A 16,251-nucleotide genomic window follows, 5' to 3' on the forward strand; every position below is an offset into this window, starting at 1 on the left:
CGGGGGCTCCAGATCGGGGGGGCGCCACCTTAGCCGAAAGCCTGCCGGTAGAAAAGCGTCATAGCAGCGGTTTTAGCGTCGGCCAGACATTTTCCAGCAACTTGCCCTGGGCAGCGACCGCCGGGTGCAGCCCGTCCGCCTGCATCAACTCCGGATGGCCGCCGACGCCTTCAAGGAAAAACGGCACCAAAGGCACCTTTTTTTGCTCGGCGACATCGCCGAATACCTTCGCGAAGGCATCGACATAACGCTTCCCGTAGTTGGGCGGAATCTGCATGCCCAGCAACAGCACCTTGGCGCCGCTGTCCTGGGACTTCTGGATCATCGAAGCAAGATTTTGTTGCAATTGCGCAGGGGGCTGGCCACGAAGGCCGTCATTGCCACCCAATTCGATAACCACTACGTCAGGCTTATGCTCTGCAAGCGCCGCCGGCAGCCGCGCGAGGCCTCCAGCACTGGTATCGCCACTGATGGACGCGTTGACCACTTTATCGTCGAAACCTTCCTTCTTGAGCCGTTGCTCCAGCAAGGCAACCCACCCTTTGCGTGTATCCAGGCCGAAACCGGCACTGATACTATCGCCAACGATCAGGACTGTACCCGCCGCTGCGTTCTGGGCCATGCACATCAAGGCCAGGCCAGCACTCAAAAACCACATTCGCATCGGATTCTCCATGGGCGCAAGCATTCTCACCGCGCGGAACCTTAGCAAAGTGGTTCCCAGCGCGGAAGGTGAACTGACTATCCTGCACGAACTGAGCCTGGAACTGAACAAGGGCGATAGCCTCGCTATCGTCGGCAGTTCCGGCTCCGGCAAATCCACCCTCCTTGGCCTGCTGGCCGGCCTCGACCTGCCCAGCAGCGGCGAAGTCACCCTCGCCGGGCAAGCCCTCAGCACACTCGACGAAGACCAGCGTGCGCGTATCCGCGCCGAACATGTGGGCTTTGTATTCCAGTCTTTCCAACTGCTCGACAGCCTCAATGCGCTGGAGAACGTCATGCTGCCGTTGGAGCTGGATGGCCGCAAAGATGCCCGCGAGCGCGCCAAACACCTGCTGGAGCGCGTGGGCCTCGGCCAACGCCTGACCCACTCGCCGCGACAACTCTCCGGTGGTGAGCAGCAACGGGTAGCCATTGCCCGCGCCTTTGCCGCCGAACCGGACGTGCTGTTTGCCGACGAACCCACCGGCAACCTCGACAGCCACACCGGCGAGCGCATCAGCGACCTGCTGTTCGAACTCAATAAAGAGAGCGGCACGACCCTGGTGCTGGTCACTCACGACGAGCGCCTGGCCCACCGTTGCCGACGCCTGATCCGCCTTGAAGCCGGCCTGATGGTCGCGCCCCTGGAGCCTTGATGGCACGTTTGCCGCTGTTGCGCCTGTTCAGCCTGGCCATGCGCCAATTACTGCGCGATGCCCGCGCCGGCGAATTGCGCGTGTTGTTCTTCGCCCTGCTGGTGGCTGTGGCCGCCAGTACCGCTATCGGTTATTTCGGCGCCCGCCTCAACGGCGCCATGATGCTGCGTGCCACCGAGTTCCTTGGCGCCGACCTGGTGCTGGAAGGAAGCTCACCTGCCCGCACCGAGCAAATCCGCTCCGGGACCGAGCTGGGCCTGGATCACGCTCGCGTCGTGGAGTTCTCCAGTGTTATCGCCACCGATAACGGTATCCAGCTCTCCAGCATCAAGGCGGTCAACGAGCAATACCCGTTGCGAGGCGAACTGAAGAGCGCGGCCGTGCCCTTTGGCGATGAAACCCCAGGCGGCGGCCCCAAACCCGGTGAAGCCTGGGTCGAGGCGCGACTGCTGACGGCATTGGATCTCAAGGTCGGCGACAGCGTCGATGTCGGCATGAAAACCCTGCGCCTGGCCCGCGTGCTCACCTACGAACCGGATCGCGCCGGCAACTTCTACAGCCTCACGCCGAGGGTGATGATCAACCTGGCGGACCTGGATGCCACCGGCGTGGTCCAGCCCGGCAGCCGCGTCAGCTACCGTGAACTGTGGCGCGGGCCTCAGGGCAGCACAGCGCTGCAAACCTATCGTGACCTGCTCAAGCCGGGCCTGGCCGCCAACCAGCGCCTGCAGGACTCACGGGACGGGAACCAGCAGATTGGCGGCGCCCTGGGCAAGGCCGAGCGCTATCTGAACATGGCCAGCCTGGTCGCCGTGCTGCTGGCTGGCGTGGCCGTCGCCTTATCGGCCAACCGCTTTGCCACCCGACGCTTCGACGCCAGTGCACTGCTGCGTTGCCTGGGATTGTCACGACGCGAAGCCATGTTGCTGTTCAGCCTGCAACTGACGGTGCTGGGTTTGCTGGCGAGCCTGGCCGGCGCCCTGCTTGGCTGGCTGGCGCAGTTTGGCCTGTTCTATTTCCTGCACGACTTGCTGCCGGCAGATGTGCCCCCCGGCGGACTGCTGCCGGCCGTTGCCGGGATCGGCACCGGGCTGGTCGCGCTCGCGGGTTTTGCCCTACCACCGCTGGCCGCACTCGGGCGCGTACCGCCGCTGCGCGTATTGCGGCGCGACCTGCTGCCCATCCCGTCCAGCACCTGGATGGTCTATGGCGCTGCGCTGTTTGCCCTCGGCCTGATCATGTGGCGCCTGAGCCTGGACCTGGTGCTGACCTTCGCCCTGCTGGGCGGCGGCGTGGTGGCGGCGCTGGTCCTTGGCGGCTTGCTTCTGCTGCTGTTGCAAAGCCTGCGGCGTCTTCTGGCTCGTGCCTCCCTGCCCTGGAGATTGGGCCTGGGCCAACTGCTGCGCCACCCATTGGCAGCGGCCGGCCAGTCACTGGCGTTTGGCTTGATCCTATTGTCCATGGGCTTGATCGCCTTGCTGCGTGGCGAATTGCTCGATACCTGGCAAAACCAGTTGCCCAAGGATGCGCCCAACTATTTCGCGCTGAACATCCTGCCGGCCGACAAGGACGCCTTTGGCGCCCGCCTGCTGGAAGTGCAGGCCCAATCCGCGCCACTTTACCCTGTGGTACCGGGGCGGCTGATCAGTATCAACGGCGAGCCGGTGCAGGACATTGTCAGCAAGGACTCCAGCGGTGACCGCGCAGTACAACGCGACCTGAGCCTGACCTGGGCCGCCGACCTGCCGCCTGGCAATGCCCTGACCTCAGGTTCGTGGTGGTCACAACAACCGACTGATGAGATACCGGGTGTGTCGGTAGAGGCCAAGGTCGCAGAAAGCCTCAAGCTCAAGCTGGACGATCACCTGGTGTTCACCATCGCCGGTGAAAATCGTGAAGCGCGGGTCACCAGCCTGCGAACCATCAACTGGGATAACTTCCAGCCGAACTTCTTCATGATTTTCCAGCCGGGGACCTTGAAGGACCTGCCTGCCACCTACCTGACCAGCTTCTACCTCGCGCCAGGGCATGACCAACAGATCGTCGATCTGTCGCGAGCCTTTCCGGCGGTGACGATCCTGCAGGTCGAGGCTCTGCTGGAGCAGTTGCGCAGCATCCTCGCCCAAGTGACCCTCGCGGTGGAATACGTGCTGTTGTTTGTGCTGGCTGCGGGAATGGCCGTGTTGTTCTCGGGCCTACAGGCCACTTTGGACGAGCGCATCCGCCAAGGCGCACTGCTGCGGGCGTTGGGCGCTGAGCGCAAGTTGCTGGTCAAGGCGCGGCGTATCGAGTTTGGCTTACTAGGCGCCGTCAGTGGCTTGCTGGCAGCACTGGGCACCGAACTGGTGACGTGGGTGCTGTACCGTTATGCCTTCGACCTGGCCTGGCACCCGCACCCGTGGTTGTTGCTACTCCCGGTAATCGGCGCCGTACTGATCGGTGCCGCCGGTGTATTCGGCACACGCCGCGCGTTGAATGCCAGCCCGCTGACGGTATTGCGCGAAGGCTGAAACGCCGATGGCCCGCACTCTTTAACGAATGCGGGCCATCATTGCCTACTTCACATATTCAATTGCGGTGATCCACCAGCACACTTCACCACCTGGCGTCTGCACGATGGCCTCATCGTCGACTTCCTTGCGCAACAAGGCACGAGCCATCGGTGAGTCAATGGATATGTAATCCATCCGATCGTAAATCTCGTCATAGCCAACGATGCGAAAACGCTTGGTCTCGCCCTGCTCGTTTTCAATATCCACCCACGCGCCAAAAAAGACCTTCCCTTCCTGCTCGGGCATGTACTCCACCACGCGCATGTCTTCCAGGCGCTTGCGCAAGTAGCGCACACGTCGGTCGATTTCGCGCAGCAGCTTCTTGTTGTACTGGTAGTCGGCATTCTCGCTGCGATCCCCCAGAGAGGCGGCCCACGTCACCTTGCGCGTGGTATCCGGGCGCTTCTCGCGCCACAGATAATCCAGCTCTTTCTTCAGCGCTTCATGACCTTCTTTGGTAATCAGCTTGGTACTCAAACGCTTGCATCCCCAGGCAATGTCCACAGGTGCCGATAGACCAGGCAATCACACCCGGCTTCGGTTGGCTGGCACTGATAATAAATGAACCCGGGAAAGTAGCCAGGCCAGTCTAACCATCCATGGCCTGATCCAGTTCAAGCAGCATACCGCGCAAACTCTGGCGCAAGCCTGATACTTGCGAGGTCATCACCTTCAGGGCTTCGGTCCGCTGGCTGACAGCCAACGACTGGTCATGCAGTTGAGTGATGCGCTGTTCCAATTCCCGGCCCCTTTCATCCAGCTGACGTTGCTCTTGCTGCAATCGGGCCTGCCATTGATCAAGCGCCGTTTCCCGTTCGATGGCAGCAAGTTTTTGTTGGGTCAGTTCCTGAGCGACGCGAGCAAGGTTGGTCAGCGTACTGTCCACTTCGAACAAAGTACTCTGGGACAGTGGAGCCAGATGCTTCGGCTGCTCCGGGACGTCTGGCACATTCGGGACAACAGGCTCTGCCGGCACCATGGTCATGGGCATCTCGACGGGGGCCTGTCGCGGCTCTTCCACCGTAGGCTCATGAATCGGCAGCCGGGGAGGCTCAACCGGATTTACACCCCTGGTAGGCGCGCTCATTTTCGATGAGAAGCGAATGGAGGGCACGATTAATGAAGCGCTTTCGATTGCCGGCATCACCGGGGCAGACATACCCAGAGTAATGACTTTCATCACCAACGCCTTCTTGATGATCACCGAGTGATGTTCCTCGGGCCTGGCGGGTGGCAGCTTGCAGCCTTTCAAATCGACAAAATGGTAAGGCACCTGGGTTTCGGTAACAGCACCCGCCTTAGCCCCCGATGCCGCTGATATGAGAATCTGCTTGAACACATGCATTGCCACTTGCAGGTCTTCCTTGGATTCAACACCGCCCAAAAAATACCGATCAAGTTTTTTGCGCAAGGCCGCGATATACACCCTGGAACTCGCCGGTTCCACCTCTTCATCCAGGCTATAAACAAGGAAGTTGGAGGCAATCTGACCTACAGCAAACCCACAGAGCAATGCACCGTTGACCGGAGCATCCTGACCGTCGCGTTCAAGAACAAGGGTACGTAGAAGCATCATGGTAATCAGGCCTCATTACAAAATTCGGAAAGTCTCTATAACCTTCAGATAAACCCTCGACAATCAAAGGCTCAAAAAGCACGAAACAATTGTTCCAGCGATTTACTCGGCACGCACGTAGGACTTTCCTTATTAAGGCTGATCGACGTTCCCAAAAACAGCTATTACTCGTACCCTTTTTCAACCCCACTTATAAGTCGCATTAAAATAAATGATAGAAATAATCAACCTGACAAAACATTCAAACAAGAAAAAAATAATCAGCGATTTCTCATTTAGCGCAAACAAACAGGAATGCCTGGGACTGTTCGGGAAAGATCCTACAGTTAAAACCGCACTACTCGATTTAATTTCGGGTTCGAGCGCACCGTCCAGCGGACATATACTTATTCAAAACCTCAACACTAAAGCCCATCCACTTAAAACAAAAAAAATCATTGGTTACCAACGCCAGAGGTGCCTCAGTCATCCTACGATGTCGGTTAAAGAGTTCCTCGACTATATGGCCACCCTTCGCGGACTCCGTGGCAATGAAAAACGCGCACGGGTAGAACAAGTCGCTACACAACTGGAATTATTGCCAGTACTCAACGCCTCCCTTGATGTTCTTTCTACTGGATTAAAGCGCAAAGTCGCGATTGCCCAGGCCATCCTGCATGCACCGGCCTTGCTATTGCTGGATGAACCTACCGAGGGATTAACGCCTGACCAGAAACACAAACTCAGGGTGCTCATACAGTCATTGACGCAAGACATGACGGTGATCGTTGCGTCCCGCCATTGCGATGAATTGTCCGAGTTCTGTACGCGCGCGCTGGTTATCGCAGGCGATCGCTTGGTAACCGATACCCCCATGCCGGATTTACAAAGCGACTCCCGCCATTTCCAAGCCGTGACCCTGGCTTCAGACATGCCCTTGGACTTGCTCGCCCTCGCTGTGCTGCCTGGGGTCGCGGGCATCGAGGAGCATCGGCATGCCCCTGGCACGGTGACCGTCCTGGCCATGCCAGGACATACCATCTACCCGCACATCAACACGCTCATTGCCAATCGCCGCTGGAAAATCAACTCACTGAATCTAGAGCCTGGTCGCATAAGCGATGTGGTTCACCATCTGAGCCGAGAGGCCTCTCTTTGAAACTGCTGCCCGCCATTTTCAAGCGTCAGTTCGCTCACTACGCCAGCACACCCGGCACCTACGTGAGTGTCGCCATCTTTTCAGTAACGTCCGTGACATTGGGGTTGCACATGAGCCCGTGGCCGGCACAAGACAACAGCCACTTGCAGATTTTCTTCCAGTTACACCCCTGGCTCTATTTGTTATTGATCCCCCTACTGGCGGCGCAACTCTGGTCGGACGAGTCCAACTCAGGATTTCTCGACCTGATGAAAACATTGCCGATCACAACATTTGAATGGGTCGTCGGAAAGTTCCTGGCCGCCTGGGTCGTGGTAGGCATAGCCCTGATATTGACATTCCCCCTCGTCATCATTACCAACTACTTGGGCAAGGCAGACAACAGCGTTATTGCCTCACAATTTGTGTCGAGCTGGCTGTTGGCAGGGAGTTATTTATCGGTCGGTTGTTTCATGTTCACACTAGTACGTCAGCGCACCGCCCTGTTCATTCTGACAGTGGCTTTGCTACTCGTCGTCAGCGGCCTTTCTTATTTACTCGATGCACTTGAGCATCAGGCCCCGATCTGGGCGGTAGACAGCCTGGTCTCGCTCAACCCTTTTTCAAGGTACAGCGCGATCGACAATGGAAAACTCGCGCTTCGCGACACGCTTTACTTCGTTAGCACAATCCTGACCTTTCTAGCAGCGACAACAGTAACCCTCAACTACAAGCACAGCTGAGAAGGAAAGCCCTCCATGCGACCTACTCTGCGCACCGGCATGACTCTTATTGTCATTTTGTTATTATTTTTGGCGTTCAACTTAGTGTGGGTCGCAAAGCTTCCTGATATCCGCTGGGATTTATCACGAGAGAAGACCCACACTTTGTCTCATCAAGCCCAACAATTACTCGCATCATTGGAAAGTCCCCTGGACGTGTATTACTTCAATGCCCACAACGACCCGAAACGAAGCTACGCCTTGAAACGCTATGGCAAGCGCATCGAGGACGTATTGCTGGAGTACGAAAAAGCAGCGAAGGGCATGATCAACCTACACCTTATTGATCCCAAACCTTTTTCAGAAGATGCCTACAAAGCCAGGCTGTTCGGTCTCGACGACACTGCGGGCTTCCTGGGGCTGATCGGTACTCGCGCCGGGCACGGAGCGCAACGCATCGAATCGTTCAGCCTGGACCGGGAGCCATTGCTCGAATACGAAATCAGCCATCTGATCCATAAACTGCAACACCCAGAGCGAGCCGTCATAGGGCTGGTGCCGGGGTTGGAGATAGGGGCGTCAACTGGCCGGTTGCTGAAGGAACTGCAGCGACACTTCAACCTGGTCGATCTGGGCACAAGCGCCGAGCGCATACCGGAGCAGGTCAAAACGCTCATGGTCGTGCATCCACGGGCACTGCCTGAGCGGTCACTGTATGAGATTGAACAATTTGTATTGAAGGGCGGTAGATTAATGATGTTTATCGATCCCCTCAGCGAGCAACACTCGAACACGCGTGCGCCCCATAACCGGCTGACTGAGTTGCTTGCGGCTTGGGGTATACAGATGCAGGAGGACAAGTTTCTAGTCGACAACCGCTATGCCGCGTCAATCACATCAGCACCCGGTCAGCCAGCAACGCCGCACCCAGGCAGTTTGGATCTGCCTCCCCAGGCAATGAATGCACACGACATCAGCAGCCGCAAAGTGAACAACGTAGCGGTATCGAGTAGCGGCGCCCTCACGCGTCGCCAAAAAGCGCGCACCACCTTCACCCCTCTCCTGCAAAGCTCTGGCCAATCTGTGTTGGTGGAAACCAACCGATTTGCCTCTCCAAACGAGTTCGACTCAATGGCCGATGAGGCGTCCACTCAAGCGCAACGCCATGTGATTGCCGCTCGCATAGAGGGTCCGGCTTATTCCGTATTCCCAGACAGCCTCGAAGGGCAGCCAGCAGGTGTGCAAAAAGCGGCGCTCATCCATGTGGTAGTGGTTGCCGACACTGACTTGCTGACAGAGCAAGTCAACAGCACGGCACCCCACGGCAACACCCTGTTTGTGTTGAATACACTGGATAACTTGTCCGCAAGCGATGCGCTGCTCAATATCCGCCCACGTGCGGTGGCGAACAGGTCACCGAACATGCTCGAACGAATGCGTGACGACGCTGCACACACATACAGTGAGAAGGCGAGTGAGTTGGAGCGGCGCCTGCTACGTACTGAGCAGGAATGGAAAAGGCTGAGCCCAGAGCCCACCAACCTCAGTTCCCAGGCAGTAGACAGCACCGCCCAACTGCTTGCACTCAACAAAGAGCGCCTGCGCTTACCCATGGAATTGCATGCCTTGAAGGCCGAGGCATACGCACGCGTGCACTTCCTGGAGTTCGCTATGAAACTGGTGGTGACGTTGGCGGTGCCGCTGACGCTGTGCCTGATTGCCTGGGTGGTGTTTCTAGGTAACCGACGACGTCGCTTGCGAGCGGACGCCGTACGTCACTGAGGCTCTAACGCCTGGCAATCAGCCCCTGACGGGCAATGCGGGTCAACTCTCGGATGACCTCCTGCGCGTTGCTGGCGCTGGGCGCCTGAATAACCGCCAGGTCGAAGCTGTTATTTGCAAAGCGGGCCAGGGAATCGCCGTCTTCGACAAACTGGATCAGGAACGCCGAAGGCCGCCCGGTGCGACGTGGCCAGCCGTCCAGATAACGTAGCAACGTCGGTTGGTGCTTGCCGCCCAAGAGGATTTTTGGATTGCGTTGAGTGAGGTCCGCAGTGATCGGAGCCAGGCGTATCAGGGGGCGTAGTGCATTCATCGTGTCGTGTCTCTGCCTCAAAAGTCTGCGGGCAGGTGAGAGGCAACACCGAACCAGCGCTTTAGCGGTATTTCGAAGCTGTCTCCTCAGGGGAAAACAGGCTTCTGTCGGGCTGCATTGAGTCCCAGTGGCGCCCCGCAATTAGCTGTTTAAATCGGCGCATGGACAGCATCCTAGAGAAGCCGAAGGGCCGATGTCAAGAATCCCGAGCAATGAAAAGGCCCGCACATGGCGGGCCTCTTCGGGGTGCTGCAGAGCGGTCAGTTAGCGATGGCGCGGTCGGCAGACAGTTTGCCCGCACCTTCCAGCAGCACCGCCAGGGAACCGCCCAACAAGGCCAGTGCGAACTCATAACCGTTGTTGGCCATGAACAGGCCGTTGTGGATGTGTACCGAGAAGATCGCCACCAGCGACAGAATGGTCAGGCCCAATGCCGCCGGGCGCACCAGCAAACCGATGATCAGCGCCAGGCCGGCGAAGAACTCGGTTCCGCCCGACAGCAGCGCCATCAGGGTACCCGGTGCCAGGCCGATGCTTTCCATCCATTGCGCAGTGCCCGCCAAGCCATAGCCGCCAAACCAACCGAAGAGTTTTTGCGAACCGTGGGCGGCAAAGATGATGCCGACGACAATGCGCAGGACGGTCAGACCGTAGCCGGCACGGGTGGACAGCAGGCTTTTAATCATTGGGCTCATGGGGTAAATCCTTTTCGAAGTAGGTTGGGTTGGCCGCCACATTAATCAGTTTAAGCAATGATAAAAGCCGAAAAAATGCCTAATTAATATCGATAAAATAGATTATTTGCGTGAGACAATCTTCGCCGCTGCCGGCTCCAGGGACTCCCGCTCCCGATCAAACGCCAAGTAGTACTTGTTCACGCTATTAACATAGCTGACGCCGCCCATCCCTACCTGCTCCATGGCAATGCGCTCCACCTGGAAGAACCATTGGTTGGGATTCAGTCCCCGGCGCTTGGCCTCGGTGCGCATCCCTTGCACCCGCTCCGGCCCCATGTTGTAGGCCGCCAGTACAAAGGCCATGCGTTCGCGCTCGTTGAGCTTGGGGCTGGAAAAGAACTTGCGACGGATCAACGCCAGGTAACGCGCGCCTGCCTGTACATTACTGTCGAGATTTTCGATGTTGCTGACGCCCACCCGTTGCGCTGCGGAGGGTGTGATCTGCATCAGTCCGGTAGGGCCGCCGCTGTTGCGCGCCCCAGGGTCGAGGGCAGATTCCTTGAAGGCCAGTGCGGCCAGGTTCAGCCAGTCCATGCCCTGTTCACGGGCGTGTTTTTGCAGCACAGGGCGTAGTTTTTCCAGGCGCTGACGGTCTGCGCGGGCCAGCGGATTACGCACTTGGTAGAGGCGTCTATAGATACGCTGGAATGCCACGTCCTGATCTGATGGCGTGCGATAGGTCTTGAGAAATCGATCAATACTGGCCCGCAGCATCGAAGCATCCTGGCGCACAAACCAGTATTCATCGCCGGGCTCGCTGATGACGACTTGTTTGTCGAAGCGCAACTTGGGCAGGATCTTCGACCAGCGTTCGGCGATCGGTTTCTCGACGATAGTGAGATGAAAAATCCCCGCCTGGACCATTTCCAGTACGTCTTCCACCGCCAGGGTCGGGTCCACCCATTCCACCTTGACCGGTGGCTGCTTGTGCAGGGCCAGCTTCTGATTGACCTGGCTGATGGCGTCCGCCGCCGCACTGCCGGTGGTCAGGGCCAGGGTTCGCCCAGACAATTGCTCCAACTTGGTAAACCGTCGCTCCCCCTTAACACCCACCAGCCACAACGGAACATCGCTGGCAATCGGGTCACTGGTGCTGACTTTATGAGCCGCCTTCACATCCAGTAATTCGCCAGGCGCCACCAGATCGCCTTCGCCACGGGCCAGCGCGCCGAGCAACTGGTCCTTGGCCTTGGGGATAATCTTGAGGTTGATTTCCTGGCCATCCCGGGCGTGACCATTGAGGTATTGTTCAAAGGCGCGCAGGCGGTGGTATTCGACACCGATAGCCTGGCCCTGCACTTCGCCTGAGCTGTTGCGGCTCTGGTTGACCAATACCCGCAGGGTGCGGCTGGAACGAATCTGCGCCAGGTCACGAACCTTGCCGGGTTTGGTCACTTCCAGCGGCCCGTCCAGACGCGCAACCGCTGCCATGGGCAGCAGTAACGTCAGGCACAACATAAGCAACGCCGAGGGTCGGATCATCCGCTCTCCGGAAAGAATACTGGCCAACGCGCTCGCGAAAAACGACGCGGTGGGGGTCAGAAACAGAGCGCTTTATGCGCAGGCTTTGCGCGCAACGGTGGCACAGTGCAAGGCGTTCAGCCAACCACCATGTCACTTGCGACGTTCAAAGACAGCTATAACTCGTTGTAGTTCTTCGTTTTTCTTATAAATCTACAGCTCTGATATGCTTTCCGGCCGCAGGCGGAGATAGCACCATGCAACTCATTGATATCGGCGTCAACCTGACCAACTCCAGTTTCGACGGCAAGCACCAGGCCGTTCTCGACCGCGCCTACGCCGCCGGCGTGCAACAACTGGTACTCACCGGCACCAGCGTGGACGGCAGCGAACAGGCCCTGGAGCTGTGCGTCAAACTCGACGAAAGCGGCCAACGCCTGTTCAGTACCGCAGGTATCCACCCCCACTCCGCCAGCGACTGGAACGGCGATAGCGCCCAGCGTTTGCGCGGTTTGCTCGGTGAGTCCCGGGTACGTGCGGTGGGCGAATGCGGCCTGGATTTCAATCGGGATTTCTCACCGCGCCCACAACAGGAAAAAGTCCTGGAAGAACACTTGGCCCTGGCCGTCGAACTAAAGCTTCCGGTGTTTCTCCATGAGCGTGACGCCAACCAACGCCTGCTGGAGATTCTCAAGGACTACCGCGACCACCTGACCGCCGCCGTGGTGCATTGTTTTACCGGCGAACAGGCGGCGCTGTTCAGCTACCTCGACCTCGATTTGCACATTGGCATCACCGGCTGGATCTGCGACGAACGCCGTGGGACACACCTGCACCCGCTCGTCAGGGAAATTCCCCGAGGCCGTCTGATGCTGGAAAGCGATGCGCCTTACCTGCTGCCCCGCACCCTACGCCCCAAACCGAAAAATGGTCGTAACGAGCCGGCCTACCTGACAGAAGTCCTGCGCGAAGTTGCCCTGCACCGCAATGAAAGCGCGCAAGACCTGGCCGAACACAGCACTGCCTGTTCCCGCGCTTTTTTTGGGTTGCCGACCGTGGATTGATGCGGCGCATTGACCCACGTCAAAACCGGCTTTCTGAATAGCGGCACAATAATGGCACCTTGCCAATGCTGTTTCCGCTATCAGAGAAAACCTTCCATGGGTGCCTGGCTTAGCAATATCTCGCTGAAGTACAAATTCTGGGCCGTCAACGCGGTTGCCTTCATCACCACCCTCCTGCTGGTGCTGTACGCCGTGCAGCTCGAACAGCAGGCGCGCATCACCGCGTCCCAAGCGTCGGCGCAGGCCCAGGGGCGATTGCTGGGTGCCTGGCCAACCGATCAGCCACTGCCGAAGGACGCGCACTGGCTGACGTTTGCGCGAGGCCAAGTCCCACAGCTCGGCGATCTGGATCTGTCAGCCCTGAGCACCACCACCGGTTGGGTCGAACTCAATCACATGCCGCTGTTTGGCGAGAATCCATTGATGGGCGCCGAAGTCATCGCCCGCCCGGACGGGCAATATATTGGCGTGCTTGCCTATGCACCAAGCTTGAGCCAGGTGTTCGGCGAACGCTTCGCCAATTACGCCGTGGCGGTGGCAATCTTGATGCTCGCGATGCTGGGCGCTTCGCAGTTGCTGATCCGCTTCCTGCTCAGTCAGCTCAACACGCTCAAGGACGTCATGCTGCACGTGGAAAAAACCGGCGATCTATCGGCCCGCGTCCCCCTGGCCTGCAAAGATGAAGTCGGCCAGATGGCCAGCGCGTTCAATGCCATGCAGGCTGGCTACCAACGCGTGGTCAGCACCGTGGCGCGCACTGCCCGGCAACTCGACGAAGGCGCCGCGCGCCTGGCCAGCAGCATGAACGAGGTGCAGCACGGCATGCTCGGCCAGCAAAGCGAGACCGACCAGGCCGCCACCGCCATCAACGAGATGACCGCCACCGTCTATCACATCGCCCAACATGCCGGCGCCACCCGGGACTTATCCCAGACCGCCGACACCCTCGCCGGCAGCGGCCAGGAAGTAGTGACGCGGGTAAGACACTCGATTGCCGGGCTGTCCAGCGGTGTGCAACAAACCGCCGAAATGATCCAGAAGCTCGCCGAAGACAGCCAGAAAATCAACGGCGTGGTCAGCGTGATCCACAGCATCGCCGAACAGACCAACCTGCTCGCCCTCAACGCCGCCATCGAAGCCGCCCGGGCCGGAGAAATGGGCCGCGGCTTTGCCGTGGTCGCCGACGAAGTGCGCAACCTGGCCAAGCGTGTGCAAAGCTCCACCGACGAAATCACCCGCATGGTCTCAGCGCTACAAGCGGGCACCCGCGACGCGGTGGACTTTATGCAGGAAAGCTCGTTCAAGGCAGACGACTGCGTGCAACAAGCCCAGGAGGCCGGCGCGGCACTCGCCGAAATCACTGGTGCCGTGGCGCAAATGCGCGAGAGCAACACCCAGATTGCCGTCGCCGCCGAGCAACAAAGCCACGTGGCCGAAGAGATGAACCGCGCGGTGGTGAGCATTCGCGATGTGACCGAAAACACCGTACAGCAGACCGTGGATTCGGCCACGACCAGCAATGAGCTGGCGACGCTGGCCGGGGAGTTGAGCAAAGCGATTGGGCAACTGAAGCTGTAGGACTTCCCTACCTGTAATCCGACTCCTACGCTAGCCCCACCATTTACCCGAAATTTTGGCGAAACCTCCTAGCCATCCTGGCGAATAACGCCGACTTCTTTATCTGACGAACCTCTCCAAAGTCTCTCGCCTGATGATTCAGTGCGAGGGACCGCCGATGTACTTCTCAATGACCGCCCTGCCACATAGGGCTGCCTCTTGATTCCCGTCATCGCCAGCTTCGTCCTGGCCCCCATGGATCCCAAGGCGCCGGATAGTGAGCGCGTCTTCGGTGATTTTCGCGATTGCCTGAACACCTTTGATGCCTGGGCCGAAAGCTTCTGGAGCGGTTCGGCACTGGAGGTGGAACAGGTCTTCAAGGTGGGAGACGAGGTAGAGCTGGTCACGCCGGTTTCGTCCAAGACACCCAGTAAAACCGTCGCCATGTGCAGTGCCCAGGGCTCGCTGACCCTGGTGCATATGTTCGAAAGCACCCGCTTCGTGCCTATCGGCAATACGCCAGTGATGCTCCAAGCCATTGCGGCGGATGGCAGCCCGATGGGCGCGCCGCTGCATCGGACTATCGGCCCCAGCGGCATCCTCGAAATCACCGAGTGTGATCGCAATCAGCCGTACCAAATCACCTTCTACCCCACTGTTTCCCAAGATCACGTCAAGGCGCTGTATGCGTCTTATCAGTCCGTGATTGCGGGGCTAGAAGGTCGGCTGCGGGAAGAGTGGACGGCGACTTTCCAACCCCAATGGAAGGACTTTGCCAGCGCCAGCTCTTTGCAACGCAGCGCGATGCAGGGCGTGGCGTTTTCCACCGGGATGGCCAAGGCGCTCTACAACCTGTGGGACAACATTTCCCAGATGTACGACCTGCTGGCGGATCTCAAGGCCAACAGCCAGAAGTTGTTGGCGTACCTCTCTCAGGCTGAGCTTGATGAACTGCTGAAGCTGGGTAGCGACGCGATTGCCAAGGGTTTGTTGGTGCTTAGCGATGAGCCGCTGTTGTTCATTTATGTCTCGGCGATCGTCAGTTGGATACGCCTGCTGCCACCGCCGGAGATGTATGAATTACTGGGCGAGATCACCGGTGAAGTGCTGATCAACCTGCTGCTGATGTGGGCGACGGCCGGGACGGGTGTGACGCTACGCCTGGGTGCGCAGACGCTGAGCGCCATCAAATCCAAACGGGCGCGGGCGTTGTTGGAGTTGCTGGCCGATCACCTCGTGGGGCCGAAGTTGGACGCGCACTCGGAGGCGCTCAAGCCTTTGCTCTTGAGCAGCGCAGCGACGCCGATCAAGGCAGTGCCGGCTGCGCCGTTGAAGGCTGGGGAGAATCTGGTTTCGAACGCGGTGCCGGCGGTTCGTAACAAGACTCAGCGGACGCTGTTGGTTCGCCAGGAACATGTCGACGACGCGCCTGCCGTGGCGACGAATCCGAAGGGGGATGCTGCTGCGGCGTCGGATAAGACCGTCACCAATGGCTGTCCTGTATCGATGGTCACTGGGGAGGAATTGCTGACCCTCACTGATGGCACGTTGGTCGGAATTCTGCCGTTTGAGTGGACACGGTTGTATCGCACCAGTGCGGTGGACGTGGATCTCGGGCTGGGGTTTGGCTGGAGTCATTCGCTGGCGCATCGGCTTGTTGTGTCAGGCGATTCGGTGGTGTGGACGGATCATGAGAACCGCTCGACTGAGTTTCCACTGCCGACAGTTGCTCGACCTGCAATCACCAATAGCCTGGCCGAAGCTGCGATCTACTTGGGGGATTTTCCGGATGAGTTGGTGCTGGCGCAGGCGTCGCGGTTTTATCACTTTCGCGATGGGGTGCTGGTCTCGATCAGTGATGCGTATGACAACCGGCTGCGGATTTCCCGGGACTATTTAGGGCGCATTGAGCGGCTGGATAACGGTGCCGGTTGTGCGCTGTTTTTACGCTATGAGTCGGGCCGCATTGTGGCGGTGGACTACCAGGTTCAGCGGGCCAAGGGACATGAGCC

14 protein-coding genes are annotated in these 16,251 nt (G+C 58.8%); 8 read left to right on the forward strand and 6 right to left on the reverse strand.

The annotated features are described in order from the left end of the window. Nucleotides 1-58: 58 nt before the first annotated feature. Nucleotides 59-664, reverse strand: a complete 606-nt coding sequence (locus tag AOA60_RS26310) for an arylesterase (protein ID WP_160385058.1) — start codon at nt 662-664, stop codon at nt 59-61. A 10-nt stretch (nt 665-674) separates the two neighbouring features. On the opposite strand from AOA60_RS26310, the gene AOA60_RS26315 reads away from it, so the two are divergent. Both AOA60_RS26315 and AOA60_RS26320 read left to right on the forward strand, forming a co-directional pair. Next, a complete protein-coding gene (locus tag AOA60_RS26315; RefSeq protein ID WP_016972350.1) occupies nt 675-1,358 on the forward strand; it encodes an ABC transporter ATP-binding protein in 684 nt (227 codons plus the stop codon). Continuing rightward, a complete protein-coding gene (locus tag AOA60_RS26320) occupies nt 1,358-3,868 on the forward strand; it encodes an ABC transporter permease (protein WP_099586822.1) in 2,511 nt (836 codons plus the stop codon). The genes AOA60_RS26315 and AOA60_RS26320 overlap by 1 nt, the downstream gene beginning before the upstream one ends. 45 nt (nt 3,869-3,913) lie before the next feature. On the opposite strand, the gene greB is transcribed toward AOA60_RS26320, so the two are convergent. After that, nucleotides 3,914-4,387 carry a transcription elongation factor GreB gene (greB, locus tag AOA60_RS26325; RefSeq protein WP_053130756.1) on the reverse strand — a complete coding sequence of 158 codons (474 nt, stop codon included), beginning with the start codon at nt 4,385-4,387 and terminating at the stop codon, nt 3,914-3,916. Nucleotides 4,388-4,499: 112 nt separating this feature from the next. Then, nucleotides 4,500-5,486 carry a hypothetical protein gene (locus AOA60_RS26330; protein WP_099586823.1) on the reverse strand — a complete coding sequence of 329 codons (987 nt, stop codon included), beginning with the start codon at nt 5,484-5,486 and terminating at the stop codon, nt 4,500-4,502. Nucleotides 5,487-5,697: 211 nt separating this feature from the next. Between AOA60_RS26330 and AOA60_RS26335 the strand changes: the two genes are divergently transcribed. From AOA60_RS26335 to AOA60_RS26345, 3 genes are read left to right on the forward strand one after another with little or no spacing between them, the layout of a single operon-like run. Beyond that, nucleotides 5,698-6,624 carry an ATP-binding cassette domain-containing protein gene (locus AOA60_RS26335; protein WP_099586824.1) on the forward strand — a complete coding sequence of 309 codons (927 nt, stop codon included), beginning with the start codon at nt 5,698-5,700 and terminating at the stop codon, nt 6,622-6,624. Then, nucleotides 6,621-7,346: a heme exporter protein CcmB gene (locus tag AOA60_RS26340; RefSeq protein WP_099586825.1), complete on the forward strand. Its 726-nt coding sequence runs from the start codon at nt 6,621-6,623 to the stop codon at nt 7,344-7,346. The genes AOA60_RS26335 and AOA60_RS26340 overlap by 4 nt, the downstream gene beginning before the upstream one ends. A 15-nt stretch (nt 7,347-7,361) precedes the next feature. Then, nucleotides 7,362-9,107 carry a Gldg family protein gene (locus AOA60_RS26345; protein ID WP_099586826.1) on the forward strand — a complete coding sequence of 582 codons (1,746 nt, stop codon included), beginning with the start codon at nt 7,362-7,364 and terminating at the stop codon, nt 9,105-9,107. A gap of 4 nt (nt 9,108-9,111) precedes the next feature. Here AOA60_RS26345 and AOA60_RS26350 read toward each other — a convergent pair whose 3' ends face one another. The 3 genes from AOA60_RS26350 to AOA60_RS26360 all read right to left on the reverse strand — a co-directional run bounded on the left by AOA60_RS26350 (nt 9,112) and on the right by AOA60_RS26360 (nt 11,639). Continuing rightward, nucleotides 9,112-9,420 (reverse strand): hypothetical protein, encoded by a 309-nt coding sequence (locus AOA60_RS26350; protein WP_099586827.1) that lies wholly within the window; start codon nt 9,418-9,420, stop codon nt 9,112-9,114. Nucleotides 9,421-9,680: 260 nt separating this feature from the next. Next, the gene (locus AOA60_RS26355; protein ID WP_099586828.1) at nt 9,681-10,115 is read right to left on the reverse strand and encodes a DoxX family protein; all 435 of its coding nucleotides are present in this window, start codon (nt 10,113-10,115) and stop codon (nt 9,681-9,683) included. Between the two features lie 102 nt (nt 10,116-10,217). Then, nucleotides 10,218-11,639 (reverse strand): transglycosylase SLT domain-containing protein, encoded by a 1,422-nt coding sequence (locus tag AOA60_RS26360; RefSeq protein ID WP_099586829.1) that lies wholly within the window; start codon nt 11,637-11,639, stop codon nt 10,218-10,220. 236 nt (nt 11,640-11,875) lie between these two features. On the opposite strand from AOA60_RS26360, the gene AOA60_RS26365 reads away from it, so the two are divergent. From AOA60_RS26365 to AOA60_RS26375, 3 genes are all read left to right on the forward strand, one after another. Beyond that, nucleotides 11,876-12,682 (forward strand): TatD family hydrolase, encoded by an 807-nt coding sequence (locus AOA60_RS26365; protein WP_099586830.1) that lies wholly within the window; start codon nt 11,876-11,878, stop codon nt 12,680-12,682. Between the two features lie 96 nt (nt 12,683-12,778). Next, nucleotides 12,779-14,260 (forward strand): methyl-accepting chemotaxis protein, encoded by a 1,482-nt coding sequence (locus tag AOA60_RS26370; protein ID WP_099586831.1) that lies wholly within the window; start codon nt 12,779-12,781, stop codon nt 14,258-14,260. A gap of 198 nt (nt 14,261-14,458) precedes the next feature. Continuing rightward, nucleotides 14,459-16,251, forward strand: a 1,793-nt coding sequence (locus AOA60_RS26375; RefSeq protein WP_256592888.1) for a DUF6531 domain-containing protein, incomplete at its 3' end; no start/stop codon positions are given.

Origin of the sequence: Pseudomonas sp. 2822-17 (genome assembly GCF_002742485.1) — a bacterium.
GTDB lineage: Bacteria > Pseudomonadota > Gammaproteobacteria > Pseudomonadales > Pseudomonadaceae > Aquipseudomonas > Aquipseudomonas cyclaminis.